The organism is Agromyces neolithicus (assembly GCF_039529735.1).
In the GTDB taxonomy this organism is placed as follows: Bacteria; Actinomycetota; Actinomycetes; order Actinomycetales; family Microbacteriaceae; genus Agromyces; species Agromyces neolithicus.
In genome coordinates this window covers 207,755-230,437 of the sequence record NZ_BAAANJ010000005.1, presented here as the reverse complement: position 1 = coordinate 230,437, position 22,683 = coordinate 207,755, and the positions used below count along the sequence as shown (strand labels likewise).

Sequence of the window (22,683 nt, the reverse complement as noted above, 5' to 3'; positions counted from 1 at the left end):
CATCATGACGGACGAGACCATCCGCCCGACCCCGCACCGGCGGCGGTTCGCGAAGCGGCGCACGGCGGCCGCCGCGGCATCCGTCGCCGTGAGCGCCTTGTTGCTCGCCGGCTGTTCCGCCGGCGGCGGCGATGATGTCGTGACCCTCGACTTCTTCCAGTTCAAGGGCGAGGCGCTCGAGGACTTCACGCAGATCATCGACGACTTCGAGGCCGAGAATCCCGACATCAAGGTCGTGCAGAACCAGGTCGCCGACGCCGACACGATCATCCGCACGCTGCTCGTGAAGGACAGGGCGCCAGACGTCATCACCTTGAACGCGAACGGCAACTTCGGCCGGCTGGCACAGGCGGGAGTGTTCTACGACTTCTCCGACGAGCCGGTGCTCGAGACGATCAACCCGGCGGTGCAACAGATCCTCGCGGATCTCGGCAACGCCGAGGGCGAGGTCAACGGCCTCGGCTACGTGAACAACGCGAACGGGGTCATCTACAACCAGCAGATCTTCGAGGAGCAGGGCCTCGAGGTGCCCGAGACCTGGGACGAGTTCATCGCCGTGTGCGACGCGCTGGAGGACGCCGGCGTCGTGCCCTTCTACGGCACTCTCGCTGATTCCTGGACCGGACTTCCCTCGTTCAACGCGCTCGGGGCATATCCCGCGCAGGGTGACTTCTTCGACCAGCTGCGCGAGGAGGGCGAGAACGTGGGCGCCGACTCGGCCGTGTCGTTCCAGAAGGACTTCGCCGAGGCGATGGCGCAGCAGTACGAACTCTTCAGTTACACGCAAGAGGGTTACCGCGGCAAGACCTACGACGACGGCAACGCCGCGTTCGCCAACGGCGAGGTCGCCATGCTCATGCAGGGCATCTGGGCGATCAACCCGGTGAAGGCGATCAACCCCGACATCGACGCGGCCATCTTCCCGTACCCGGCGACCGACGACCCCGACGACCGACTGCTCGTGTCGGGTGTCGACGTGGTCGTGACCATGGGCGAGAACACCCCGCACCGCGAGCAGGCCCTGCGCTTCATCGACTACCTGTTCGAGCAGGACGTGATCGAGGCGTTCGCGGCCTCGCAGAACATGGTGCCCTCAGTCGAGGGCGCCGAGCTGAGCGACGATCCGGCCATCCAGTCGGTGAAGCCGTATTTCGACGACGGAAGGATCACGGGGTTCATCGACCACCAGATCCCGCCGAGCATCCCCCTCCCGGCCATCGACCAGGAGTTCCTCTTCACCGGCGACGCGGAGGCCGCGCTCGCCACCCTCGACCGCGAGTGGAGCAAGGTCGCCGCTCGCACGATCCCAGTGACGGGAGAATGACATGACCACGCTGACCCAAGCGGTGCGCAGCTCGGCCACCCCCGGCGAGAAGCCGGCTCGCGCCAAGCGCATCAAGCTCGAGAGCCGACGGGCCCTGCCCGCCTTCTACTGGATGGTGTGGCCCGCCGTCATCGCCTTCGCGCTGTTCCACACCGTTCCCGTGCTCGTGGGCATCTTCTTCAGCTTCACGAACTACGCCGGCTATGGCGAGTGGAATTTCGTCGGGCTCGCGAACTACATGAACCTCTTCCGCGACGACCGAGTGCTCGCAGCGTACGGGTTCTCGTTCCTCTTCGCGATCGTCGCGACGATCCTCACGAACGTGATCTCGCTCGCGATCGCGCTCGGCCTGAACGCCAAGATCAAGGCGCGCAACTTCTGGCGCGGTGTCTACTTCGTGCCCTACGTGCTCGCGATCCTGGTCATCGGCTACGTGTTCCAGTTCTTCTTCTCGAACTCGCTGCCGAAGATCCTCTCGGGCATCCCGCTCTTCGCCGACAACATCCTCACGAGCCCCGACTGGGCGTGGACGGCGATCGTGGCGCTCGCGGTCTGGCAGGCCTGCGCGTTCGCGATCATCATCTACCTGTCGGGCCTGCAGACGATCCCGGCCGAGCTCTACGAGGCGGCGTCGCTCGACGGTGCGAAGCCGTGGCGGCAGTTCACCTCGATCACCTTCCCGCTGATCGGCGCGTTCTTCACCATCAACGTGGTGCTGAGCCTCAAGGGCTACCTGCAGGTCTTCGACCAGATCGTAGCCCTCACGAACGGCGGACCGGGCACCTCGACCGAGTCGGTCACCCTGCTGATCTTCCGCGGCGGGTTCTCGGGCGGCGAGTTCGCCTACCAGACGGCCAACGCGGTGATCTTCTTCATCGTGATCACGGTCGTGTCGCTCTTCCAATTCCGGGTCCTTCAGCGCAGAGAGGCCGATTTCTGATGACCACCGCACTCACCACCGCCGCGCAGACCGAAGAGGTGCTGCCCACTGCCCCGCCCCGACGTCGTCGCCGGGGCTCGGAGGACGACGACACCCGTCGCACCAACTGGTGGGCGACCGCGCTCATCGCCGTCTGCTCGCTGACCATCCTGATCCCGCTGTACCTCGCGGTCGTCGTCTCACTGAAGACGCCCGAGCAGCTCGCCAGCGGCACGGGCTTCGAGTGGCCGAACCCGGTGCGCTGGGAGAACTTCCCAGAGGCGTGGGAGCGCACGAACTTTCCGCAGGCGCTCATGAACACCGCCCTCATCACGGTGGGCTCGGTGGTGTTCACGCTCCTGACCAGCTCGATCGTCGCCTACGCCCTGGCCCGCAACATCCATCGCCCGTTCTTCAAGGGCGTGTTCTTCTACCTGCTGGCCGCGCTGTTCATCCCGTTCCCGATCATCATGCTGCCGCTCGTGAAGCAGACCGCGATCCTCGGACTCGACAACCAGGCGGGCATGATCGTGCTCTACACGATCTACGGGCTGTCGCTGAACGTCTTCATCTACACCGCATACATCCGCTCGATTCCGATCGAGCTCGAGGAGGCGGCACGCGTCGACGGTGCTTCGACGTGGCGCGTGTTCCGGTCGGTGATCTTCCCATTGCTGATGCCCATGAACGCGACGGTCGGCATCCTCACCTGCGTGTGGGCCTGGAACGACTTCATCATGCCGCTCGTGGTGTTGACCGACCCCGCCGCACGCACCCTGCCGCTCGCGCAGTACGTGTTCCAGGGCCAGTTCAACACCGACTACACCGTGGCGTTCGCGTCGTACCTCATGGCGATGGCGCCGCTGCTGATCGTGTACATCTTCTCGCAGCGCTGGGTCATCTCGGGCGTGACGCGGGGCTCAATCAAGTAACCGCCGAAGCCGGCGCGCGGTAACCCCTCAGGAAGGAACACACCGATGACGAACACACTGACCGATGAGACATCCGTCGTGCTCGCGAACGACCCGCACTGGTGGCGCCAGGCGACCGTCTACCAGATCTACCCGCGCAGCTTCGCCGACGCGAACGGCGACGGCATCGGCGATCTCGTCGGCATCACGAGCCGCATCCCTTACCTCGCCGAGCTCGGGGTCGACGCCGTCTGGCTCTCGCCCTTCTATCCGTCGGCCCTCGCCGACGGAGGCTACGACGTCGACGACTACCGCGACGTCGACCCGAAGCTCGGCACGCTCGCCGATTTCGACGTGATGATCGCGGCGCTGCACGCCAGCGGCATCCGCCTCATCGTCGACATCGTGCCCAATCACTCGTCGAACCGGCATGTGTGGTTTCAGGAGGCGCTCGCGTCGCCGCGTGGTTCTGCGGCCCGTGATCGCTACATCTTCCGCGACGGCGAGGTGCCCGACGGCACGGAGCCGCCGAGTGACTGGCAGGCGATGTTCGGCGGCTCGGCCTGGGAGCCGGTCGACGACGGTCAGTTCTACCTGCACCTGTTCGCACCCGAACAGCCCGACTTCAACTGGGCGAACCGCGAGGTGCGCGACGACTTCCTCACCACGCTGCGCTTCTGGGCCGACCGGGGCGTCGACGGGTTCCGCGTCGACGTGGCGCACGCGCTCGCGAAGGACCTGACCTATCCGCTGCGCTCGCACGCCGAGCTCGAGGAGATGAAGCTCGTGACCGACGGCTCCCACCCGCTGTGGGACCGCGAAGAGCTCGACGAGATCTACGCCGAGTGGCGGGCAGTGTTCGACGAGTACGACCCGCCCCGCATCGCGGTGGCCGAGGCGTGGGTGGAGCCCAGCCGTCGGCATCGCTACGCCGCGCCGACCAGCCTCGGCCAGGCCTTCAACTTCGACCTGCTTCTTGCGAACTTCGACGCTGGCGAGTTCCGGGCGATCATCGACCACAACATCCAGTCCGTGTCGACCACCGGTTCGTCGAACACGTGGGTGTTCTCGAACCACGATGTGGTGCGGCACCCCACCAGGTACGGCCTGCCCGACGACCCCAACCGGGAGAACGCCATCAGCAAGAGGTGGCTGCTGCACGGGGGGCCCGCGTCGCAGCTCGACGCGGAGCGCGGCCTGCGACGGGCCCGCGCCGCCACCCTGCTCATGCTCGCGCTGCCCGGGAGCGCGTACCTCTATCAGGGCGAGGAGCTCGGCCTGCCCGAGGTCGCCGACATCCCCGATGCCGATCGCCAGGACCCGACGTTCTTCCGCAGTCCCGGCGTCGACGTCGGCCGCGACGGATGCCGCGTGCCCCTGCCCTGGACGGCGACGGGCTCGTCGTTCGGCTTCGGCGCCGCCGGCGCGCACCTGCCGCAGCCCGCCGGGTGGGGTTCGTTCTCGGTCGAAACCGAGGACGCCGACGCCTCCTCGACGCTCAACCTCTACCGACGCGCGCTCTGGCTGCGCCGCGACCTGCAGGACGCCGAGGAGCTCACCTGGCACGCGCACCCGAGCGGCAGCGACAAGGTGCTGTGGTTCGAGCGTCCGGGCGGCTGGCATTCGGTCACCAACTTCGGCGATGCTCCGGTCGAGCTGCCCGACGGCGAGGTACTCGTCACGAGTGCCCCGCTCATCGGCGGCGCGCTTCCCGCGGCGGCGACGGCCTGGTTGCGCCGCCAGGCGCGTTGAGAGCGAGCGGATGTCGCGGGCACGCGTTGCCCACGTGACGACCTTTCGCCGGTCCACGGCCCCTGGCGAATGCACGTGGACCGCCGAAAGGTCGTCACGGTGCGCGCCGGGCGGGTGGGCAAGCCGGGGTGTGCCCCGCGCCCACCGCGCGACATCCGCTCGGTAAACTGGCGCGCATGGCAGATGCAACGTTCGACATCGTGAGCAAGGTCGACAAGATGGAGGCCGACAACGCGGTCAACCAGGCGCAGAAAGAGGTCGCCCAGCGCTACGACTTCAAGAACGTGGGCGCGTCGATCGAGTGGAGCGGCGAGAAGGTGCTGCTCAAGGCGCAGACCGAAGAGCGTGTGAAGGCGGTGCTCGAGGTCGTCGAGTCGAAGTTCATCAAGCGCGGCATCACGCTGCGCTCGCTCGACGAGGGTGAGCCATACGCGTCGGGCAAGGAGTTCCGCATCGAGATCGGGCTCAAGAACGGCATCGACAGCGACAACGCGAAGAAGATCTCGAAGATCATCCGCGACGAGGCGCCGAAGTCGGTCAAGTCGCAGATTCAGGGCGACGAGCTGCGCGTCTCGTCGAAGAGCCGCGACGACCTGCAGTCGACCATGGCGCTGCTCAAGGGCAAAGACCTCGACGTCGCCCTGCAGTTCGTGAACTTCCGCTAGGCGCGCGGCGCGATCAGTGCGATGGTCGCATCTTCGCGGTGACTTTGGTTTACGACCGTGTACACTGGTTTACGACCATGTACTGGAGTTTCCAATGGATCTTCGCGAACCCCTGGCGTCGCTGATGTCGCCCGTTGAGGCGGCGAGCCTGCGAGTGCTCGCGCGCAGTGCCACCGAGTTCACCGGCCGGCAGGTGGCGAACCTCGCATCCACAGGCACAGCCGCTGGCATACGAAAGGCGCTCCTCCGCCTCGGCGCCACGGGGCTCGTGAATGTTCGGGCGGAACCTCACGCCACCTACTACTCGGCAAACGTGGGGCACGTGCTGTGGCCGGTCATCGAGCAGGCGCTGAGGGTGCGCCAGATCATCGAACAGACAATGGTCGACGCTGCGCGTGAGATCGCACGACCGGGAATGACCATCGCGGTGTTCGGATCGTATGCCCGAGACGAAGCGGGCCCCGAGTCGGATATCGACTTCGTGTTCGTGTTCCCACCCCAACTCTCCGAGCGGGAACGCGACGACCTGATAGCCGAGTTCACACACGTCGTGACGAAATCGACCGGGAACGCGACGTCGGTCTACGACACCACGCCCGAAGATATCCAGCGGTTGGTCGGTGCACAGGACCCGATCATCGAGAGCTGGGTCCGCGACGCCCGCACCCTTGTGGGCACTGACCTGAACGAACTGGTCCGCCGATGACCCCGGCCGACGGCCGTACGCGATCGATCGACAAGGCCGGCATCAAGGTGCGCGCCGACGACGCCCGGAGCCTCATCAACGCGGCGCACATGTTCGTCGAGTCTGAGGAGATGGCCGACTGGAAAACCGCGGGCGCGAATGCCGTGCATGCCGGCATCGCCGCAGCTGATGCCCTCTGCGGGCATGTGCTCGGGTACCACTCACGTAGCCAAGATCACAGGACCGCCGTCGACGTGCTGCGCAGGGCCACCCAACCCGACAACGGGCCGGCGAACGACCTGGATCGACTCATCAACGAGAAGGACCAGTTCGATTACGGATCCCAGCGGGTCACGCAGGCCAGCGCTCGAGACACCATCAGGCGAGCCGAACGGTTGCTCGCGGTGATGCACGAGAAGCTCCGCACCTGACTGAGTCGCGCGACAGCGGGCCAGCGCGCGGGCGGCGCGTAGCCGTCCGCCCGCGCCCGCCTCAGCCCCGTGGGAGCAAGGCTGTGCGCTCAGAGCAACTTACGAACCTTGCTCCGGCCGGCGAACCTTGCTCCCGTGTGACCTGCGGCGCGCGGATGGCAGCGCAGCCGGGGCGTCTGGACTGCCTACGAGCAACCTCCGCCGCTTCGGGCGCGGCACCTTCATCGCGGTGAGCCTGCGCTCGACCGGCGTCTTCTGCATTGTTTCGCCCCAGCCCCACCGGTCGAAGGCGCGCACCTGCCGCCGAATCGCGTTCTCGCGCTCCTTCTCGGAGATCACCGCATCTGCCGCAGCCTTGGCTGCGACGGCCGCGGCCCTCATCGCCTCGGTGGCGGCCCGTGCCGCGCGCGTCTTGGGGCCGATCTCGGCTGCCCCGGCGACGGTTGTGCCTCCCGTGGCCATGACCACGGCCCGACTGCCGCCCGACTCGGCGCGCGACATCGGTTGAGCCGCGCCACCGCCGGCCTCGGGCACACCGCCGCGATACTTGCCCTTGCCGTCGGCCTCGGCTGCGGCACCGACCGACGGCCACCAGAAGTCGAGGAACGCGCGCTTGCCGAGTTCGGGCAGCCACAACTCGTGCTGCAGTTCGGGCGCCTCGAACCCGAGCTCTTCGATGACGAGGCGGCTCACCGTCTCGAGCGGAGTGTCGGCGAGTGCCGTTGCACGAGCGAGCACGGCATCGGTTCGACGGCTACCTCGATAGGGCAGGAGCCGTTCGTGCTCTGCACGCAGCCGTTCGATGGTCGTCTTCGGCTGCGTGTCGCCGAACCGAGGCCGGTGCAGTGCTGCATCGACTGCGGTGAGGGCGGCGGCAAGCGTGCCGTGCCTGCAGACCTGGATGAGTGTGAACTCGATCGACGTGGTCGCGATGCCGTCGACCGTCTCAACGTCGGGAACATACGACCCGGAGACCGAGATCAGCCCAGCACGCTTGCGCCCCTGCGCATCCCGCGAGAGCACGTAGATGTCACTCGGCCACCTTCCGAAGATCGGCAGCCGCCGCAGCGCGAGCCCCGCGAAGCTCGTGAACACCGGCCGCTTCAGAGTCAGCGAAGCCGCGAGCACCGCCCGACGATATTTCAGCTCGCCGCGTTCAGGCTCTGTACGCCATGACCCAGGCACTGTCTGCGCCCACACCCCGCGCCGAATCCGCTCGAACTCACCCCGGCCGGCTGCCGCGCTGAGCACGTTCTCGAGCCCGGCTGCCCGCACATCGGCGGTGAGAATGAGCCCGTTCTCGAGGATTGGCAGGTCGGTCACGCGTTCGAGCCTGACGCCGAGTGAATGATCGGATGTCCCATCCGCGCGACATGTGGAACGTCGGCAGTTTCTCACCCCTGTGCAGGACGAGTGCCCGCCGCCACTGCGCCCGTCCCGCCCCCGCACCCGGGTGCCCGCCCGTTCGTCGCTTCGCGCGTCGCCTTCGCTTCGCGCGTCGCGCCCCGTGGGAGCAACCTTGCCCGCTCGGAGCAAGCTCCGGCGGTTGCTCTGAGCGGCCAAGGTTGCTCTCACGCGAGCGCGGACGGCGCCCGCCCAGGCGGGCGTGCCGGGCAGGTCAGAGCCCGCCGGCCGGGGCGTAGCCGCGCAGCCAGTGCGCCACGGCCTCGTACGCAGCGGCGCGGGCAGGCTCGCGCGAGAGGAACACGTCGTGCAGCGCCCCGTCGATGCGTGCCACGGTGACCGTCGGGCCGAGCTTCAGCGCCCGCTGCGCAATATCGTCGACCACGAGCACGATGTCGCTCGAGAGCATGGCATCGTCCCATCGCGGCAGCAGCGTCGACCGCGCCGAGAGCAGCGTCAGCACCGGAGCCCCGACGTCGATGCCCGCCGCGACCGTCGCGTGGCCGGCGAGAATGCCCGTGAGCCACGCCGGATGCACCGCGAACCCCCGGTCGGGCCGCCACTCGTGCGAGTACTCCCACTCACCGTCGAGTTCGCGCGACACCGAGCGCGTATAGAACCCGAGGTCGACGTTGGGCAGCGGCCCCATCGGATTCACGCGGGCACCCCAGCTGATCACCGGCGCGAGCGCCTCACGCGCGACCCGACTGCCCTGGAACTCGAGCCACGGGCTGTTCAGCACGAGCCCCGCGACGCGTCCGTGATTGCGGGCGGCCCATAGGCTGAGCGTCAGCCCTCCGGTCGAGTGCCCCAGCAGCATGAGGGGTCGGGGGCGCGAGCCCGGGTCATCCGTCACTGCGTGACCCATGCGCGCGAGCGCCGCCTCGATATCGGCGTCGTAGGTGGCGAGGTCGGTGACGTAGCCGGGAGTCTGCCCGGGGCGCAGGCTGCGGCCGTACTTGCGCAGGTCGAGGGCGAAGAAGCGGGCGCCGGCGTTCGTGAAGAACTCGGCGAGCGGGCGGTTGAAGAAGTAGTCGCTCCATCCGTGCACGTAGAGCACATCGATATCGGATGCCGCTCCCCGCGCCTGCCAGAACCACCGCCTGCGGCGGGGCCGGTGACGAACCAGGGTCGCGACGACCTCGCCCTCATCGTCGTCGCCGAGCGGCAGCGTCAGCTGCTCGAACCCTTCACCGAGCACGTCGGGGCGCCACTGCTCGTTGTCGACGTGCTGCCCCTCAGTCACAGCCGCGGCACCTCCCCGGGGTTCGGGGTCAGCCTATCGAGCGGCGGTTCCCGGTTGGGGCGTCTGAACTCGCGCCTACCCGGTACCTCAACTGTAGTTCTCGGGGTCGCGGCACGCTGAGAATGCCTGGGCGTTCAGCCGCGTGTTCCATATGCGGGTGGGAGCGGCCGGCCGAATCTCGCGGCTTTGGCGATACTGCCCATTGTGGAACCATGAAACGGTTTCGACCTTTGCCGACTTGAGAGCAATCGCCTCGTCGAGCGCCGGCTCCAGGTCGGTATCCTGCGACGCAAGGATGACCAGATCTACTGCGGGGTCGCGCGCCTCGCGCACCAGCGCGAGGCGCGCACAGCACGTCGACGCCCTTCTCCTGAGGCTTGCCGGCAAGGAAGAGGTTGCCTTGTGCGTCGGTTGCCTTCCGGCCGTCGTGAGTGCGCTGATATCGATATTTGAGGGGCCGGAGCGTAACGGTGACGCGAGGATCCTGCTGCCAATGGGCCTTCTGGGCAAGGTTCCGCGCGTACGCCTTCGGGTCGACTTCGGCAGAGGGCAAGCCTCGGTAGACAAGCACCTTGCCAAGAACTGCCGCAGGCATCCCGGCACGCTGCTTCACGTTGCGCCGGGTGATCGTCTGGTTCGCGAAGTGGAGCGGATGCACCAGATGCTCGTGAGCGGGCTGATACGGCTCGAACAGCCCGGCACCCGTCAAATGTACGTTCTGGTAATCGATGATGACGGCAGCATTGAGGTCGGGCATCGTCGCTTCAGGGTAAGAAAAAGCCCCACCAGTCCCGGAGGACGGTGGGGAGTTATGTGATTCATCATGGCACGCCGATGCGTCGCAAACAAATCGATTCGCCGAAGGCGAACTCCCCCAGAACGGGGTCGATATCGGCGTCGTAGGTGGCGAGGTCGGTGACGTAGCCGGGGGTCTGCCCGGGGCGCAGGCTGCGGCCGTACTTGCGCAGGTCGAGGGCGAAGAAGCGGGCGCCCGCGTTCGTGAAGAACTCGGCGAGCGCGCGGTTGAAGAAGTAGTCGCTCCATCCGTGCACGTAAAGCACATCGATATCGGATGCCGCTCCCCGCGCCTGCCAGAACCACCGCCTGCGGCGGGGCCGGTGACGAACCAGGGTCGCGACGACCTCACCCTCATCGTCGTCGCCGAGCGGCAGCGTCAACTGCTCGAACCCCTCGCCGAGCACGTCGGGGCGCCACTGGTCGTCGACGTGCAGCCCCTCACTCACCGCCGCGGCACCTCCCCGGGTTGTCAGGTCAGCCTATCGAGCGGAGGTTCCCGATCGAGGCGTCCCGCCCAGGGCAAGGATCGGCCCGTTGTCCTGGGACTGGAGTTGGATGAGCCCGACGATCCCGGCGGACGACACGAGCAGCGCCCGCCACCATCTCGAGCCCATCCACTACCCGAGCGCTGCGAGCATCAGGAAGCCGAGCATGCTGCCCTGTTCAGGTCTGGCTGAACGCCTGAATGATGCCGACAACGGCCGGTGTCATCACCACGATGAACAACACAGGCAGCAGACAGAAGATGAGCGGGAAGAGGATCTTCACCGTCACCTTCTGCGCCTGCTCTTCTGCACGCTGCCGTCGCTTGAGGCGCATCTCGCTGGCCTGAATGCGCAACACATCGCCCAGGGCGATGCCGTAGGCGTCAGCCTGCACGACGGCTCGGGCGAAGCGACGCAGGTCTTCAGACCTCGTACGCTGCTCGAGTTCATGGAACGCGTCACGACGGGTGCGACCGATTGCCATGTCCTGCAGTACGCGCACGAGCTCCTCAGCCAGCGGCCCGTTTCCGCCGCGAGCGGCCTTCGCCATCGCCGCGTCGAAGCCGAGACCCGCCTCGACGGCGATCGTCATCTGGTCGAGCGTGTCGGGCAGTGCAAGATTGATGGCCTCCTGGCGGTCATGCGCGCGCGAGTTGATGAGCACGTCGGGCAGGAAGAAGGCGAGCACCGTCGTGAAGAATGCGAGGAAGAGCAGGAGCGGTTGCGGGCCGGTGCGTGTGAGCACGAGCAGGCCCAGCACCAACGCGACGATCGGCAGCACGATCTTCCAGACCGCCAATGTATTCGGAGTCCAGCCATTCGGGCGACCGGCGTAGACGATCTGCTTCTCGAGCCAGCCGATGTACCCCGTCGGTGCCACGGCGACCAGTCGAGCACCGATCGACCCTTGTTGCACCGGTCCGACCTGCGAAACAACGACAGCACCTTCATCGGCTTCATCTCGCTTCGCAGCTTTGGGGAAGAGCAGGAAGACGAAGAGGCCGAAGCACACTGCGGTGACGACGGCAATGATCACTATGACGCTCGACATCTCAGAACTTCACCTTCACCGAGAACGACACCCAGATCGTGCCGACGACAAGCAGGATGAACGCCACGATCAATGCAATGATGCCGATCAGGTTCGTGAAGAAGAACGAGACGTAGCTCGGATTCACCACGAGAAGGAACAAAAACACACCGATCGGGAGCGCAACGAGAATGATCGCCGACAGTCGGCCCTCGGCGCTCAGGGCTCGCACGTGGCGGCGGATCTGGCTGCGCTCGCGGATCGTCTTGCCGACTTGATCGAGCACTTCTGCGAGGTTGCCACCGGTCTCCTGATTGATTGCGATCGCCTGCGCCACCCACTCGAAGTCGGTACTTCGCATTCGCTCTGCGATCGCGTGCAACGCGTCGGCCATCGGCCGACCGAGTCGAGTTTCGTTGACGACACGCGCCAGTTCCTCCGACGCTGGCGCCTCAGCCTCGGCCGCAACCGCGGAGAAGCTGCGATTGAGGCCATGACCGGCCCGCAGTCCGCCTGCGATCATCTGTACGAGGTCGTCGATCTGGTCACCGAACTTCGCGCGCCGAGCCGACGTTCGCGCGACGACGACCAATTTCACGATCACCGGGCCGAGCACCGCGAAGAGCAGCGCAAGCCAGATCGAGGTGCCACTCGTGAGGCCGACGAGCGCGCCGAGCAATGCGAGCACTGCGGAAGCCGCGAACACGAAAATGGTGAAGCCCGACGGCTCTGTCTTGATGCCGGCAAGCTCAAGCTCTTCCGCTCCGAACAATCGGCGCCTTCGATTCGCGGCGGCGGAGTCAAGTGCCTCGGTTGTGCGCTGGGTGAGGCGCGTGAGCCCAGAGACGTGTTCCTCCCCGGGCGCGAGTCGTCTTTGACGGGCGACGCGCGGCGCCGGCGGAGCGATCGTGAAGAAGATCAACGTGAGCAGCGCCACCAGCGCGAGAGCGATGCCGCCGACGAGCAGTACGGGGTTCATCGGATCTCGCCTAGGTATGGATCGTCGAAAATCTGCTCTTGGAACAGCGACATCGGCAGGGTGATGCCAGCGTCTGCGATTCGCTCGGCGAAGCGCGGGCGGACGCCGGTCGGGCGCAGGCGTCCGAGCAGCCGCCCCTCGTGGTCGTAGCCGGCCGAGTAGTCGAACGTGAATGCGTCCTGCAGGGTGATGATCTCGCCCTCCATTCCGTGCACCTCGGTGATGTGGGTGATGCGACGACCGCCGTCTTTGTGACGGCCGATCTGCACGATCACGTCGATCGCGGAGGCGATCTGCTCGCGGATCGCGCGCAGCGGCAGCTCTACTCCCGACATCAACACGAGCGTCTCCATGCGACTGATTGCGTCGCGCGGCGAGTTGGCGTGCAGCGTCGAGATCGAGCCTTCGTGGCCGGTGTTCATGGCCTGCAGCATGTCGAGTGACTCGGCGCCGCGCACCTCACCGACGACGATGCGGTCGGGGCGCATGCGCAGTGAGTTGCGTACCAGGTCGCGGATCGTGATCTCACCGCGTCCCTCGATGTTGGCCGGGCGCGACTCCAGTCGCACCACGTGCTCCTGCTGCAGTTGCAGTTCAACCGCATCTTCGATGGTGATGATGCGCTCGTCGCCCGGGATGAACGCTGAGAGCACATTGAGCAAAGTGGTCTTGCCGGTGCCGGTACCGCCCGAGACCAGGACATTCATCTTCGCACGCACAGCCGCGTCGAGGATTGCCGTAACCTCGCGCGTCATGCTGCCGAAATTGATGAGATCTTCTGCCGTGTACGGAGTGCCGGCGAACTTTCGGATGGTGAGCGAGGCTCCGTCGACCGCGAGCGGCGGAATGATGGCGTTCACGCGCGAACCGTCTTCGAGTCGCGCGTCGACGAGCGGCGACGACTCGTCGATGCGGCGCCCGACCCGTGCGACGATGCGCTCGATGACGCGCCGCAACTGCGGCTCCCCGGTGAAGCGATACGGGGTCTCGTGCAGTCGACCGTTGCGTTCGACATAGAGCCGATCGAATCGGTTGACCATGATCTCGCTCACGCTGGGGTCGGCGAGCAGCGGCTCGAGCGGGCCGTACCCGAGCACGTCGGCGCCGATGTCGTCGATAAGTCGATTGCGCTCGGCCGTGGTGAGGGCGATCTGCTCGCCAGCGACGATCTCGGCGAGCTCCTTGCGGGCAAGTTCGTGAAGTTGCGCCTCAGTCAGCGATGAGTCGTTCAGTCGTGAGCCGATACGACCGAAGAGTTCCTGCGCCGCCTTCTCCTTGACAGCAGCCAGAGGGTCGACGATGGGCGTTCGAGCACTCGGCGCGGCCACGGTCGGCGGCGAGTCGGTTCCCGCTGATGCGTCGATGATGGACGCGTCGCTCGTCGGCTGCGCCGTCGACGCGGAACTCGCGGGTGCCGCGCCTCCGGATGGCGGCTGCCATGCAGGTTGTTCGGGCGTGGACGACGGTCGGTCGAGCCCGAGCTGTTCCTCGATCGAAACCAGCGGGGGCGGAGCGGTCGGGGAGCCGGGAGCGGGCGCCGACGCATTCGGCCCGTTCCGGCGGGCGTTGAGACGTTCATACAGGCTCATGCGGATCGCCGCCTTTTCTGTGCTCGGGCATCTGCGGCTTCGGGCGCGATCTGCGCTACCAGAGCGCGGAGGGCACGCGAAGCCGGGTCGCGTGGGTCGTCGTCGATGAGCGGCACACCCTTGTTACTGGCGAGCAGCACGGCGGTCGAGCGCGGCACTTCGATATCGACGGGGGTGCCGAGGATGCGCTCCGCGTCCTTGACAGTGAGGCCGACGTTCTTCTCGGTCTGATTCACCACGATGCGACGGTTGGCGGGCAGCAGCCCGAGGGTACGCAGCATTTCGAGTTCGGTTCGGAGCCCGCGGAGCGCGGGTACGCCGAGGTTCGAGACGAAGATCGCATCCGTGACGTGTTCGAGCGCGACGAGACTGTGCTCACCGAGACCCGGGGTCGTATCGATCACGACGAATCGGAAGATGCCGCGCAGCTGCTCGATCAGTCGAGCGAGGGATTCAGGCGAGACTGAATCCCCGAGTTCCGGGGATCGCGCGCTCGCCACCACGAAGAAGTCCCCTTTGTGGTGGGTCAACGTGGTCTTGAGAATGAGTTCGTCGATCGCCGCATCCGACGTTGCTTCGACGATCGTGCCCTCTGGCGCAAGGTCGAGGGCGGCGGTGATGTCGCCGAATTGCAAGTCGCTATCAATGAGCACGACCGAGTTGGGAGCGACCTTTGCCAGGCCGGCGGCGACGTTGATGGCGAGTGTCGTCTTTCCCTGGCCGCCCTTCGGCGCGACCACGGCAATGGCCTCGGCGGCCTGTCCTGAGTCGAGCGGTGGGAATTCCCATCCCGGCACAGCGGGCTCGGGCTCTGGTTGTACATCGACGTCGAGGTCGACCTCGACCTCGACGTCTCCCGTCGATTCATCGGGATCCGCCAGGTCGACGAGCGGCATTTGGTTAATCTCGGGAGCGAGCGGAGCATCGAAGTCGTGGGCTCCAGCCCGATCGTTCATGATCAACCAGTCCGCGAGCCGATCGAGAAGGGCCATCGTAGTGTCATCGGTTGCCTCAGGGCTCAAGACTGCATGCAGCGCGAGTTCATCGACCCAGTCTTCAAGATCTGAGCGCTGCTCTCGCACGACAATCAGCCCAAGGTCGGGGTGTTTCGCGGTCAACGCGTCAACGAGGCCCTTCGTCTCCTCGAAGTTGAGCACGGGCCCGAGCAAAGCAATCCTCGGCTGCTCAGGCACTCGGCTCATGACGGCCTCCGGACCGAACGTGAGGAACTCTCCCGGAACTACGGCGAGCCGTTCGCCGAGGAGAGCCCGGATGCGGGTCTCATACTCGGCGGAACGGCTGACCAGGACGAACGGGGGCACTATCTGAAGGTGCTCTCGTTGACGGGGGAGGAACCGGAGACATCGGTTGCATCGTTCTGGAGGGTGGCCCAGACACCGACGTACTGGATGTAGTCGCCCTGTTGCTCGTAGCCTTCCATCGCCCAGACCAGCCGTTCGGCATCGTGGGTGGCGAGCGCCACGGTCAGCAGGATCGTGTCACCGCTCGTCTCATCCTTGTCTGAGGAGTCGCCGTCGCTCACGTTCTCGCCGATTTGCGCATTGGTCACCAGCACTCCATTGAACGAGAACTGCGACTCGGGCACGAACGTCGGGGTCGCATCCTTGATGTCGACGCCCACCTCGTACTTCGTGACGACGAGGCCGATCTTGCTTCCTGCGCGGATCGCACCGCCGACCATCCGCTGCACGGGGAGGGCGAAGCTGACCTCCTGCATCCCGGCCGGGACGTCGACGTCTCCGCGAGATGCCTTCACAGCGGGGTCGATGAACTGCGCCTGCAACAGTTGCTCTCCGACGAACACCTTGCCGTCGGCCACCAGACCATCGAGCTCGGAGAGATCGGTCACCGCGCCTTCCGGAATGTTCCGCTTCGGTGCGGTATCGAGCTCGACGAAATCACCGACGGACTCACCCGTCGTGCCGCTGGGGATTTCCTCGGCAACGACATAGACATCGGCAAGTTCGGCGCCTTCCTGTGCACGCGCGTCAGCGCCTCTCACATAGGTGACGAGGAAGAACGCGCCGACGACGGCGAGGATGAGCGCGATGATCGCGCCGATGATTCGGGTCTTCATTGTGTGCGGGTCTTTCGGGCCGGGGCGAGGGTCGGGGCGCTAATTGATCAAGCTGACGGTGGTCGAGACATCGGTACCGGGCACGGATCCGACGGGCACGTACTCCTGGAACTCGACGAGGACGCCACGACAGCTGCCGGTGCAATTCAGGTTGTCGATGTCGCGCCGCGTCCTGTCGAAGACCTGCGGGAGATTCGACCCGCCGCTGAACGCCCAGGAGTGCAAGGTGGCCTTGGCGAACTCTTTGATGTGCCAAACTGCCTTGCCCCCTGGCTGGTCGCCGATCTTGTAGTCGGCAAGCGGGATGTAAATCGTTCTCCCTGACAGGGATTCGGTGAAGGCGGCGTGGCAGACGGGAATGTTCGGGATGCCGGGATTGCCGGGGTCGCTCTCAGCGGAGCCGTCGGAAGCGATATCAGCGACGCAGCCGACCGGATTCCCGTCGGCATCCTCCATCAGCTCAAGCCAACCAAAGCTACCCACTGCAGCGGGCTCCGCTGGGTTGCCTTTGCATTCCTTGTTTGTGTCGTAGGTGATCCAGTGAAGGAGCCCGTCACCTGCCGCGGTGATGTCGAACTCGCAGGTCGTTATTGCAAGCGGGAGGGTGATGTCACCAGCAGCCCACTGCGCCGTAGCGGTCGCGGTCACCGGGTCGTTGTCACTCACTCCGATAACCGCCGCGAACGGGTGATACGGCGCCGTCGTGCCGTCAACGTTGAGCGTGCTGACATCGATCCGCACCGTACGCGCTGCCGGGTCGATCTCCTGAGCATCGATCGCGACGGATGCGTCCTTTGCATTGCCGTTGGCGAAACTCGAGGCGATCGCTGTGTTCCCGCTCGAAGGGCAGCGACTTACCGAGCACTTCGTCGCGACGGCGAGTGCCGCGGAGTCTGCGGCGTTCTGCAACTGGGCGCGCTCGTAGTAGAGCATGCCGACATCGACGCCGATCGCAGCCATGCCGAAGATCGGAACAAGCAGGATCACCGTGAGCACGGCGCTCGCGCCACGGTCATTGCGAAGCTGCTGCATCAACCGCCGCATATCATCTTGCTTTCTGCCGTGAGAACCCGTCCTGGCGCGATGAGCCAGTTGAACCAGCCGGTGAGCCCGGGAGCTTCAAGCGATGCCACCGCCGTCACCGAGAGCGGGACGTCGTCGGGATTGGTCGGTGCACACTCCATCGACGAGAACGTGATCGTCGCGTCGGGAGTGAGTGGTGCCGCCGCGAGCCCTTCGCTGATCGCCTCCGCATCGGCACCGGACTCCGCCCAATGGATCGCCATCGTCCGCGCAGCTTCACGAGCCGCATTGCCGAGCGAGACCTGCTGACCGAAGGTCCAGCCGAACTCGACGATTCCGAACACGACGGCGAGCAGGATCGGGAGTATCAGCGCAAACTCGACGGCTGCGGCGCCACGCTCACGTGATCGTCGCTTCGCCATGGGGTTCCCTCTCGAACATGCTGCGCAGGAATGCGACGGAGTGGCGAACCGCATTCGCGGTCCGCCACTCCGTCGGAAGTCGAATCAGGCGCCGCCGCCGGTGATGGCGGTGCTGACCTCCGTGAACGCGGTGTTGATCTGGCCGCCGAGGGTCGCCACGATGCCGACGATGACCGCAGCGATGAGCGCGACGATGAGGCCGTACTCGACCGCGGTCGCGCCCTCTTCTTCGGTGCGGAGGGAGTTGAGACGGGCCTTCGCGGCCGTGTATGCCTTCAGCATTGCAGGATCCTTTACGGTTCGGGTTGATGCAAAAAAAGCGGCCGGCAGGGCCGACAACGTGATTGACAGTAACTGTGTATTCGCATGGAAAGCGATGCCCCCTTTCGGGGGCGGAGTAGGCTCCGCCGACAGAGTGGCGGAAAGTCGCGGAAGTTGGTGCGATTTGTCCCCCCTTTTGGGGACTCGGTCCGGAAGGTTTCGAGACGGCCTGGCGGGCCTTCTCAACCGGCACGGGTTTCGAGACGGCCCTGGCGGGCCTCCTCAACCGGCAGGGGTTTTGAGACGGCCCTGGCGGGCCTCCTCAACCCACCAAGGGGCCTCCTCAACCCGCAGCGCCGACGAGGAGCACGGCGATGAGGGCCCCGGCGAGCATCGAGGGGCCAAACGGGATCGAGCCCCGCAACGTCACCCGCCGCAGCGTGAGCGCGACGAGCGCGATCACTCCCCCCACGACGAACGCCGCCAAGAGCCCGATGAGCCAGGCGCTCAGCCCGAACCACCCGAGCAGCAGGCCGATCACGAGCGCGAGCTTCACGTCGCCCATGCCCATCGACGCCGGCGAGATGAGCGCGAGGATGAAGTAGCCCGCGAACATCGCGGCAGCGCCGACGACGGCCCAGACGAGCTGGATCCAGGTTCCGAGAGCCCAAGTGGGTGGCACGAGCAAGATCCCGACGACGGCCAGGGTCGGGAAGATCACCGCGTTCGGCAGGCGTTTCTCGGCAAGGTCGACGACGGTGAGCACAGTCGCGGCAGCCGCGAACACCAGCAGCACCGGCATGAGCCACGAAACATCGAATCGCCACGTGATCAGCCCGAATGTCGCCGCGGTGATAATGGCCGATGAGATGCGGATGGCTCGTTGGGACATCCGCTCGTCGTTCATCGCATGTGACGCCCACGCTGCCAGCGGCCACCAGCCGAGGGCGAAACCGACGGCGGCAGCGAGCAGCGTATATACGATCAAGGGCATGAAGAGAGGGTAGCGGGTGATACGGGTCACCTGTCTCCATGCGCAAACAGGTGTTCAGCCTGCGTCTTGTGGAGTGCCGGTGACACCTGGTGACGGTCGCCCGATCGCCGTCTGAAGCAAGTCGCCGAAACCGAGGTCATTGGCAAGTTCGAAGAGTTCGGTCTCATCCGGATGATCGGGCAGTACTGATTCCCAGGCTGCAAGCGCGAGGGCGAACAAGATGACCTGGGTTTCAAGGGCGAGTTCAAGGTGGCGATAGTGCGGACGCTGGACGAGAGCGAGACCGTCGGGATTCGTCGCCGTACGCGTTCCATGCACCGAGTACTCACTCAGTAGCGCGATTCCGCCATGGGAACTCTCTGAGAGGAGGCGGTAACGCGGGTAGATCCATGCTCCACCCTGGATCGCCCTGCAGCGACGTTCGAAGACCCTCGCGTCCAGGCTCGCGAAGCGCGCGAACTCCTTGATCGATTCCGTCATCCCCGCGCTGTCACTGAATGCGCCCGGTTGCACACGCCGCACAGACCTCACGAAAAGATCACTTTGGCGAGCGGCTTCATGCACCGACGCTCGTACTCTTGCTGGGTCCGAAGCCCACCAGACTGCGTTCACCGCGCACTCCATGCTCAACCTGAAGAGCGGCGCAGTCGACAGATAGACGTTGTGGCGAATGAGTTCGATGATCGACTCGGTCAGTTCGGCGACGTGCTCCACTTGGACGTGGATCGCGAGCGCCGGCAGGCTGGTTCCATCGAGGAGCGGAATGCTCGCCCCACCGTCGTGAGCGTGCCACATTCTGAGAAGTCGGTTGAGCACGGCGATCGATTCGCCAGGTGCTGGATAGTCGCCGTCCACGTCTTGAGTCACGACGCGATCCTAGGGGAGTCAGTCCACCCGGGGTTTCGAGACGGCGCTGGCCGCCTCCTCAACCCACCGAGGCTTCGCGACCTACTCGACCCACCGGGTTTCGAGACGGCGCTGGCGCGCCTCCTCAACCCACGAGGTCTCGATACGGCGCTGGCGCGCCTACTCGACCGACGAACGTGGCGCGCCTCCTCAACCCGCGGAGATGTCCCCGACCGAGATGTCGACCATCTCGTCGCGGGGCACGACCTTCACGCGCACGCGACCCTCGGCCGACCCGAGCGCCTGCTCGTGCTCGTCGAGGCGGTGCCAGCCGTCGAGGTCGGTGTAGCGGATTCCGCGCGACTCGAGCATCTCGACCACCGACTCCTCAGAGGGCGACTCGGGCCGCCACCAGTTGCCGAGATCGTTGATGACGTGCTTGATGGTCTCCATGGCGTCGCTCTTGGTGTGGCCGATGAGGCCGACGGGGCCGCGCTTGATCCACCCGGTCGCGTAGACGCCGTACATCTGGCGCGACTCGCCGGTCTCGGCGTCGTGGATCAGCACCTGGCCCTCGTGGTTCGGGATCACCCCGTATTCGCGATCGAACGGGATGCCGGGCAGCGGCGTGCCGAAGTAGCCGACGGCGCGATACACCGCCTGGATGGGCAGCTCGCGGATCTCGCCGGTGCCGACCACGCCACCCTCGCCGTCGGGCGCGGTGCGCTCCCACCGGATGCCGCCGACACGCCCGTTGCCGTCGCCCACGATCTCGAGCGGCTTCGCGAAGAAGTGCAGGTGCAGCCGCCGCGACGCCTGACCGACCTCACGCTGGCGCCACTGGTTCAGCACCTTGTCGATCACGAAGACCTGCTTGTTGCCCGAGACCGCGGCGCGGGCGGCGTCATCGTAGTCGAAGTCCTCGTCGTAGATGATCATGTCGACGTCGCGCAGCTCGCCGAGCTCACGCAGCTCGAGGGGGGTGAACTTCACCGACGTCGGTCCGCGGCGGCCGAAGACGTGCACGTCGGTGACCGGCGAATCGGCGAGACCGGATGCCACGTTGGCGGGGATCTCGGTGGGCATCAGGTCTTCGACGTGCTTGGCGAGAATGCGGCTCACATCGAGGGCGACGTTGCCGTTGCCGATGACCGCGACCTGCTTGGCCTCGAGCGGCCACGTGCGCGGAAAGTCGGGGTGCCCGTCGTACCAGCTCACGAACTCGGCCGCGCCGTATGAGCCCTCGAGGTCGATGCCCGGGATGTTCAACGACGCGTCGCGCACCGCGCCGGTCGAGAAGATGACGGCGTTGTAGTGCTTCTTGAGGTCGTCGAGGGTGATGTCTTCGCCGTAGCGCACGTTTCCGAAGATGCGGATGTCGCCACGGTCGAGCACCTCGCGAAGCGCGGTGATGATGCCCTTGATGCGCGGGTGGTCGGGCGCCACGCCGTAGCGCACGAGCCCGTAGGGCGCCGGCAGGTGGTCGAACAGGTCGATCGACACGTCGAAGTTGCGCTCGGCCTTCAGCAGGATGTCGGCGGCGTAGATGCCGGCCGGGCCGGCTCCGACGATCGCCAGTCGAAGCTTGTTCCTCGTCACGTGGGGTGTCTCCCTATTGGTTGTTCGGCTGAGCGCCGGGTCAGCTCTGCCGTTCGACGACGGTCTCGGCGAAGCGCGTGAGCGCCTTCTTCACGCCGCCCTCGGGCAGCGGTGCGAGCGCGTCGACGGCCTCGCGCGCCCAACGGTGGGCCTCAGCGAGCGTAGCGCGCGTGGCTTCGTGCTCGCGCAGCTCGGCGACGATCGCATCGACCGTGGCCTTCGACGGCACGATGCGCGACGCCATGGTGTTCGTGTCGAGCGGGTCGCCGAGGTCGGCCGCGACCGCCGTGACCGTGACCACGTCGCGCTCGATGCGACGCAGCAGGTCGGCCGACGCGGCATCGGTCTTCGCCAGCTCTGCGAGCCGCAGCAGCGGTAACGTGACCACCCCGGCGCGCAGGTCGGTGCCCGGAACCTTGCCGGTCGCCTCAGGCTGCGGCGAAAGGTCGATGACGTCGTCGATGAGCTGGAACGCCACGCCCACCTTCTCGCCGAACTCGATGATCGGCTTCTCGTACGCCGGGTCGGCGCCCGAGAACACCAGGCCTGATTGCGCCGCCGCCGCGATGAGCGAACCGGTCTTGTCGGCGAGCACCTTGATGTAGTGCGCGATCTTGTCGTCGCCCTCGCCGGGGCCGACGGTCTCGTGCAGTTGGCCCAGCACGAGCCGCTCGAACGTGTCGGCCTGCATGCGGATGGCCCGCTCGCCGAGCTTCGCCATGAGCTGGCTCGCGCGGGCGAACAGCAGGTCGCCCGTGAGGATCGCGACCGAGTTGCCCCACACCGAATGCGCCGACGGCACGCCGCGACGGCGGTCGGACTCGTCCATGACGTCGTCGTGGTACAGGCTGCCCAAGTGCGTGATCTCGATGGCCTCGGCCGCCGTGATGACGTCGTCGGTGATGCCCGCGCCCAACTGCGCCGTGAGCAGCGTGAGCATGGGCCGCACGCGCTTGCCCCCGGCCTCGAGCAGGTACCGCGTCGACACGTCGGCGATGGAGTCGGCGAACCGCACCTCGTCGATCAGGCCGGCCTCGACGCGCTCGATGCCGTCGTCGATCGCCTTCGCCATCGCCTTGTCGGCCGCCGAGGCGAAGACTCGCTCGCTCAGGCCCAGGTTGGCTGCGAGGGCCGAGCCGCGACGGGCGACCGGGTGGGTCGGATTCACGGGGACAAGCCTACCGGGGAGTCGTCAGCCGAGTAGCGCCGGTCGAGTAGCGCC

22 protein-coding genes and 1 pseudogene are annotated in these 22,683 nt (G+C 66.2%); 7 read left to right on the top strand and 16 right to left on the bottom strand.

Annotation, left to right across the window (positions count from 1 at the left end; genetic code table 11):
- Nucleotides 1–4 precede the first annotated feature (4 nt).
- The 7 genes from ABD164_RS08630 to ABD164_RS08600 all read left to right on the top strand — a co-directional run bounded on the left by ABD164_RS08630 (nucleotide 5) and on the right by ABD164_RS08600 (nucleotide 6,687).
- On the top strand, nucleotides 5–1,324 hold the full coding sequence (locus ABD164_RS08630; protein WP_344295424.1) for an ABC transporter substrate-binding protein: 1,320 nt from the start codon (nucleotides 5–7) through the stop codon (nucleotides 1,322–1,324).
- Between the two features lies 1 nt (nucleotide 1,325).
- A complete protein-coding gene (locus tag ABD164_RS08625) occupies nucleotides 1,326–2,264 on the top strand; it encodes a carbohydrate ABC transporter permease (protein WP_344295422.1) in 939 nt (312 codons plus the stop codon).
- A complete protein-coding gene (locus tag ABD164_RS08620) occupies nucleotides 2,264–3,175 on the top strand; it encodes a carbohydrate ABC transporter permease (protein WP_344295421.1) in 912 nt (303 codons plus the stop codon). The genes ABD164_RS08625 and ABD164_RS08620 overlap by 1 nt, the downstream gene beginning before the upstream one ends.
- A gap of 45 nt (nucleotides 3,176–3,220) precedes the next feature.
- Nucleotides 3,221–4,906 (top strand): glycoside hydrolase family 13 protein, encoded by a 1,686-nt coding sequence (locus tag ABD164_RS08615; protein ID WP_344295419.1) that lies wholly within the window; start codon nucleotides 3,221–3,223, stop codon nucleotides 4,904–4,906.
- Between the two features lie 176 nt (nucleotides 4,907–5,082).
- Entirely contained in the window at nucleotides 5,083–5,571 is a 489-nt protein-coding gene (locus ABD164_RS08610) for a YajQ family cyclic di-GMP-binding protein (protein ID WP_232499649.1), read from the top strand.
- A 154-nt stretch (nucleotides 5,572–5,725) separates the two neighbouring features.
- On the top strand, nucleotides 5,726–6,277 hold the full coding sequence (locus ABD164_RS08605; protein WP_344295417.1) for a nucleotidyltransferase domain-containing protein: 552 nt from the start codon (nucleotides 5,726–5,728) through the stop codon (nucleotides 6,275–6,277).
- Nucleotides 6,274–6,687: a hypothetical protein gene (locus tag ABD164_RS08600; protein WP_344295415.1), complete on the top strand. Its 414-nt coding sequence runs from the start codon at nucleotides 6,274–6,276 to the stop codon at nucleotides 6,685–6,687. The genes ABD164_RS08605 and ABD164_RS08600 overlap by 4 nt, the downstream gene beginning before the upstream one ends.
- A gap of 99 nt (nucleotides 6,688–6,786) precedes the next feature.
- Here ABD164_RS08600 and ABD164_RS08595 read toward each other — a convergent pair whose 3' ends face one another.
- From ABD164_RS08595 to ABD164_RS08520, 16 genes and pseudogenes are all read right to left on the bottom strand, one after another.
- A complete protein-coding gene (locus tag ABD164_RS08595) occupies nucleotides 6,787–8,010 on the bottom strand; it encodes a hypothetical protein (protein WP_344295413.1) in 1,224 nt (407 codons plus the stop codon).
- Between the two features lie 295 nt (nucleotides 8,011–8,305).
- Nucleotides 8,306–9,337, bottom strand: a complete 1,032-nt coding sequence (locus tag ABD164_RS08590; protein ID WP_344295412.1) for an alpha/beta hydrolase — start codon at nucleotides 9,335–9,337, stop codon at nucleotides 8,306–8,308.
- An 87-nt stretch (nucleotides 9,338–9,424) separates the two neighbouring features.
- Entirely contained in the window at nucleotides 9,425–9,670 is a 246-nt protein-coding gene (locus ABD164_RS08585; protein ID WP_344295410.1) for a hypothetical protein, read from the bottom strand.
- A 542-nt stretch (nucleotides 9,671–10,212) separates the two neighbouring features.
- Nucleotides 10,213–10,569 (bottom strand): annotated as a pseudogene (locus ABD164_RS08580) (alpha/beta hydrolase); the annotation flags it as partial.
- A gap of 229 nt (nucleotides 10,570–10,798) precedes the next feature.
- Nucleotides 10,799–11,671, bottom strand: coding sequence for a type II secretion system F family protein (locus ABD164_RS08575; protein WP_344295409.1), 873 nt, complete (start codon nucleotides 11,669–11,671; stop codon nucleotides 10,799–10,801).
- 1 nt (nucleotide 11,672) lies between these two features.
- Nucleotides 11,673–12,629, bottom strand: a complete 957-nt coding sequence (locus ABD164_RS08570; protein WP_344295407.1) for a type II secretion system F family protein — start codon at nucleotides 12,627–12,629, stop codon at nucleotides 11,673–11,675.
- Nucleotides 12,626–14,218 (bottom strand): TadA family conjugal transfer-associated ATPase, encoded by a 1,593-nt coding sequence (locus ABD164_RS08565; protein ID WP_344295406.1) that lies wholly within the window; start codon nucleotides 14,216–14,218, stop codon nucleotides 12,626–12,628. The genes ABD164_RS08570 and ABD164_RS08565 overlap by 4 nt, the downstream gene beginning before the upstream one ends.
- Nucleotides 14,215–15,540, bottom strand: coding sequence for a CpaE/TadZ family protein (locus tag ABD164_RS08560; RefSeq protein ID WP_344295404.1), 1,326 nt, complete (start codon nucleotides 15,538–15,540; stop codon nucleotides 14,215–14,217). Before ABD164_RS08560 ends, ABD164_RS08565 begins: the two co-directional genes overlap by 4 nt.
- The gene (locus ABD164_RS08555) at nucleotides 15,540–16,316 is read right to left on the bottom strand and encodes a CpaB family protein (RefSeq protein ID WP_344295402.1); all 777 of its coding nucleotides are present in this window, start codon (nucleotides 16,314–16,316) and stop codon (nucleotides 15,540–15,542) included. Before ABD164_RS08555 ends, ABD164_RS08560 begins: the two co-directional genes overlap by 1 nt.
- A 39-nt stretch (nucleotides 16,317–16,355) precedes the next feature.
- Entirely contained in the window at nucleotides 16,356–17,348 is a 993-nt protein-coding gene (locus tag ABD164_RS08550) for a pilus assembly protein TadG-related protein (protein WP_344295401.1), read from the bottom strand.
- Entirely contained in the window at nucleotides 17,348–17,761 is a 414-nt protein-coding gene (locus ABD164_RS08545; RefSeq protein WP_344295400.1) for a TadE/TadG family type IV pilus assembly protein, read from the bottom strand. The genes ABD164_RS08550 and ABD164_RS08545 overlap by 1 nt, the downstream gene beginning before the upstream one ends.
- Before the next feature lie 84 nt (nucleotides 17,762–17,845).
- Nucleotides 17,846–18,043 (bottom strand): Flp family type IVb pilin, encoded by a 198-nt coding sequence (locus tag ABD164_RS08540; RefSeq protein WP_344295399.1) that lies wholly within the window; start codon nucleotides 18,041–18,043, stop codon nucleotides 17,846–17,848.
- Between the two features lie 322 nt (nucleotides 18,044–18,365).
- Complete coding sequence (locus ABD164_RS08535; protein ID WP_344295398.1) at nucleotides 18,366–19,016, bottom strand: prepilin peptidase; 651 nt, start codon at nucleotides 19,014–19,016, stop codon at nucleotides 18,366–18,368.
- A gap of 54 nt (nucleotides 19,017–19,070) precedes the next feature.
- Nucleotides 19,071–19,883, bottom strand: coding sequence for a DUF5677 domain-containing protein (locus tag ABD164_RS08530; RefSeq protein ID WP_344295397.1), 813 nt, complete (start codon nucleotides 19,881–19,883; stop codon nucleotides 19,071–19,073).
- A 189-nt stretch (nucleotides 19,884–20,072) separates the two neighbouring features.
- Nucleotides 20,073–21,461 carry an FAD-dependent oxidoreductase gene (locus ABD164_RS08525; RefSeq protein ID WP_344295395.1) on the bottom strand — a complete coding sequence of 463 codons (1,389 nt, stop codon included), beginning with the start codon at nucleotides 21,459–21,461 and terminating at the stop codon, nucleotides 20,073–20,075.
- 40 nt (nucleotides 21,462–21,501) lie between these two features.
- Complete coding sequence (locus tag ABD164_RS08520) at nucleotides 21,502–22,629, bottom strand: polyprenyl synthetase family protein (protein ID WP_344295394.1); 1,128 nt, start codon at nucleotides 22,627–22,629, stop codon at nucleotides 21,502–21,504.
- Nucleotides 22,630–22,683: the final 54 nt, after the last annotated feature.

Excerpts from the sequence above, each read along its gene's own strand:
- ABD164_RS08625 (WP_344295422.1), top strand. The coding sequence starts at position 1,326 with ATGACCACGCTGACCCAAGCGGTGCGCAGCTCGGCCACCCCCGGCGAG.
- ABD164_RS08630 (WP_344295424.1), top strand. The coding sequence starts at position 5 with ATGACGGACGAGACCATCCGCCCGACCCCGCACCGGCGGCGGTTCGCG.
- ABD164_RS08600 (WP_344295415.1), top strand. The coding sequence starts at position 6,274 with ATGACCCCGGCCGACGGCCGTACGCGATCGATCGACAAGGCCGGCATC.
- ABD164_RS08575 (WP_344295409.1), bottom strand. The coding sequence starts at position 11,671 with ATGTCGAGCGTCATAGTGATCATTGCCGTCGTCACCGCAGTGTGCTTC.
- ABD164_RS08545 (WP_344295400.1), bottom strand. The coding sequence starts at position 17,761 with ATGGCGAAGCGACGATCACGTGAGCGTGGCGCCGCAGCCGTCGAGTTT.
- ABD164_RS08620 (WP_344295421.1), top strand. The coding sequence starts at position 2,264 with ATGACCACCGCACTCACCACCGCCGCGCAGACCGAAGAGGTGCTGCCC.
- ABD164_RS08540 (WP_344295399.1), bottom strand. The coding sequence starts at position 18,043 with ATGCTGAAGGCATACACGGCCGCGAAGGCCCGTCTCAACTCCCTCCGC.
- ABD164_RS08550 (WP_344295401.1), bottom strand. The coding sequence starts at position 17,348 with ATGCAGCAGCTTCGCAATGACCGTGGCGCGAGCGCCGTGCTCACGGTG.
- ABD164_RS08535 (WP_344295398.1), bottom strand. The coding sequence starts at position 19,016 with ATGCCCTTGATCGTATATACGCTGCTCGCTGCCGCCGTCGGTTTCGCC.
- ABD164_RS08615 (WP_344295419.1), top strand. The coding sequence starts at position 3,221 with ATGACGAACACACTGACCGATGAGACATCCGTCGTGCTCGCGAACGAC.
- ABD164_RS08610 (WP_232499649.1), top strand. The coding sequence starts at position 5,083 with ATGGCAGATGCAACGTTCGACATCGTGAGCAAGGTCGACAAGATGGAG.
- ABD164_RS08555 (WP_344295402.1), bottom strand. The coding sequence starts at position 16,316 with ATGAAGACCCGAATCATCGGCGCGATCATCGCGCTCATCCTCGCCGTC.
- ABD164_RS08570 (WP_344295407.1), bottom strand. The coding sequence starts at position 12,629 with ATGAACCCCGTACTGCTCGTCGGCGGCATCGCTCTCGCGCTGGTGGCG.
- ABD164_RS08565 (WP_344295406.1), bottom strand. The coding sequence starts at position 14,218 with ATGAGCCTGTATGAACGTCTCAACGCCCGCCGGAACGGGCCGAATGCG.